Source organism: Aeromicrobium sp. (assembly GCF_036676885.1).
Lineage (GTDB): Bacteria > Actinomycetota > Actinomycetes > Propionibacteriales > Nocardioidaceae > Aeromicrobium.
Genome location: NZ_JAKFCB010000161.1, coordinates 1 through 2,692 on the forward strand (window position 1 = coordinate 1; position 2,692 = coordinate 2,692).

At 70.6% G+C, this 2,692-nt stretch carries 3 protein-coding genes; 1 reads left to right on the top strand and 2 read right to left on the bottom strand.

The features are described from left to right. Positions 1–1,085, bottom strand: a 1,085-nt coding sequence (locus tag V6M46_RS07865) for a citrate synthase 2 (RefSeq protein ID WP_332663517.1), incomplete at its 3' end; no start/stop codon positions are given. A gap of 36 nt (positions 1,086–1,121) precedes the next feature. Here V6M46_RS07865 and pdxH point away from each other — a divergent pair. Further along, positions 1,122–1,766: a pyridoxamine 5'-phosphate oxidase gene (pdxH, locus tag V6M46_RS07870; RefSeq protein WP_332663518.1), complete on the top strand. Its 645-nt coding sequence runs from the start codon at positions 1,122–1,124 to the stop codon at positions 1,764–1,766. Here pdxH and V6M46_RS07875 read toward each other — a convergent pair. Further along, positions 1,763–2,692: sugar nucleotide-binding protein (locus tag V6M46_RS07875; protein WP_332663520.1), on the bottom strand; the 930-nt coding region annotated here is incomplete at its 5' end. The genes pdxH and V6M46_RS07875 overlap by 4 nt on opposite strands.

The following is a 2,692-nucleotide window of genomic DNA, read 5'->3' on the forward strand; positions in this document are numbered from 1 at the left end:
TTCCAACCCTCGACCTCGTCGGCGCGGCGCGAAGGCGGGCCGACGTAGATCGCCGACGGGCGGATCAGGCGGCCCGTGCGCTTCTGCTCGAGGATGTGCGCGCTCCAGCCGGCCGTGCGGGCCGACGTGAACATCGCGGTGAACATGTGCGGGGGAACCTGGGCGTAGTCGAGGACGATCGCCGCCCAGAACTCGACGTTGGTCTCGAGGACCCGGTCGGGACGACGCTCGCGGAGCTCCTTGAGTGCGGCCTCCTCGAGCGCGATCGCGACCTCGGCGCGGGGAGCGTTGAGCTCCTTGGCCGTACGTCGCAGGGTGCGCGCGCGGGGGTCTTCGGCGCGGTAGACGCGGTGGCCGAAGCCCATCAGCCGCTCGCCGCTGTCGAGGAGCTGCTTGACGTACGCCGTCGCGTCGCCGGACTTCTCGACCTCTTCGATCATCGTCAGCACGCGGGCCGGGGCACCACCGTGCAACGGGCCGGACATCGCGCCGACGGCTCCGGAGAGGGCGGCTGCGGCATCCGCGCCGGTGGAGGCGATGACCCGGGCGGTGAACGTCGAGGCGTTCATGCCGTGCTCGGCGGCCGACACCCAGTAGGCGTCGATGGCCTTGGCGTGATCGGGGTTGACCTCGCCGCGCCAGCGAGTCAGGAAGCGCTCGGTGATCGTGGAGCACTTGTCGATCTCGGACTGCGACACCATGGGCTGGCCCACGCCGCGGGCGGCCTGGGCGACATAGGAAAGGACCATGACCGCGGCGCGGGCAAGGTCCTCACGAGCCTGGACATCGTCGATGTCATAGAGCTGCTTCATGCCCCAGGCGGGAGCGGTCAGCGCGATCGCGCTCTGTACGTCGGCGCGGATGTCGCCGGAGTGGACCGGGATCGGGAACGGCTCGGCCGGCGGCAGGCCGGGCTCGTAGGCACCGTCGACGAGCAGGCCCCAGATCTTCTCGAAGGGGACGCGGCCGACGAGGTCGTCGATGTCGACACCGCGATAGCGCAGTGCGGACCCTTCCTTGTCGGGTTCGGCGATCTCGCTCTCGAACGCAATGACGCCTTCTAGTCCGTGGTGCACTTCAGTCATACGCTGCATTCTGCCCTGCGTGGTTACCGTGGAGTCATGGAGACCCCTGATTTGGCGCGGATGCGTGCGGAATACGCGCGAGAGGGCCTCGACGAGGCGACCGCGGGCGACGATCCGCTCACGCTTCTGGGGCGCTGGCTCAACGAGGCGATCGATGCTGGCGTGTACGAGCCCAATGCCATGGCGCTCGCGACCGCGACGCCGGACGGACGACCGTCGGTGCGCATCGTGCTGCTCAAAGGGCTCGACGAGCGCGGCCTGACGTTCTTCACGGGCTACGAGTCGCGCAAGGGCGCCGAGATCGATGCCAACCCGCGGGCCGCGGCGGTGATGCTGTGGCATCCGCTGCAGCGTCAGGTCCGCGTCGAAGGTGCCGTGACCCGCATCGACGAGGCGGAGTCGGACGCCTACTTCGGCTCGCGCCCGCGCGGCGCGCAGATCGGTGCCGTCGCCTCTCCGCAGTCCCGCGTCATCGCGGGCAGGGAGGTGCTCGACGAGCGGGTCGCCGAGGTGGAGCAGGTCTTCGACGGCCACGACGTGCTACGCCCGCCGATCTGGGGTGGCTATCGCGTCGCACTGGAGTCGGTCGAGTTCTGGCAGGGCCGCCCCGACCGCCTGCACGACCGCCTGCAGTACGTACGCGAGGGCGACGGCTGGCGCCGCGACCGGCTGGCGCCCTAGGGCGTACGCGGAACCAGGGTGCTGTGCTGGGGGCGCGGTGCCAGCTGCTTGTCGGCACCGTAGGACTCCGTCGAGACCGCGATGACGTCCGCTGGGTCACGGCCTTCGGCGGCGAACACCTCGCGCGCGATGTCGGCCCATGACCGCGGCTCACCGCCACCGGTGATGTGGTGGACGCCGTACGGCGCCCGGGACGACAGCAGCCCGACGATTCCCTCGGCCAGCTCGCGGGCGGTCGTGAGCCGGCCGAACTGGTCGTCGACGACCTGCGGGCGTACGCCGTCGCGCGCCAGGCGCTGCATCGTCGCGACGAAGTTGGTGCCCTCGCCGACGAGCCAGCTCGTGCGGACGACGTAGTGCTGGGGCACCGTCGACGTGACCGCCTCAGCGGCGGCCTTGGTCTGTCCGTAGACGCCGAGCGGTGAGACCGGCTCGTCGACCGTGTGCTCGACCCGCGTGCCGTCGAAGACGTAGTCGGACGAGATCGTGACGAGCGTCAGCCGGTGCTGGAGCGCGATGCGGGCGAGCGCGGCGACGCCGGTCACGTTGACCGCCCAGGCCTGGCGCCGGCCGTCCGGCGTCTCCGCGGCGTCGACCGCGGTGAACGCGGCGGCGTTGATGATCGTGTCGACGTCGTCCCAGGCCACCCGGTCGTACGTCGCAGGGTCCGTGAGGTCGAGATCCTCGCGGGTCAACGCCAGGGCGTCCGGCAGCACCTCCTGCAGGGCCCGGCCCAGCTGGCCGTCCGCGCCGACGATCACGGTGCGCCTGGGTGGCACCGGGACGACATCGGCGAGGCGCGGGTGGTCGCGGTCCTTGTCGGAGATCTCGACCAGCGGCAGGGGCCAGTCGATGTTGACGGTCTCGTCGGCCAGGTTGAGGTTGGCGTACTCCGCGTCGGGGCTCCAGTGTGCATTCACCAGATA

What these genes read in the sequence shown, in the direction of transcription:
- pdxH (WP_332663518.1), top strand. Translation starts at nt 1,122, where the DNA reads ATGGAGACCCCTGATTTGGCGCGGATGCGTGCGGAATACGCGCGAGAG.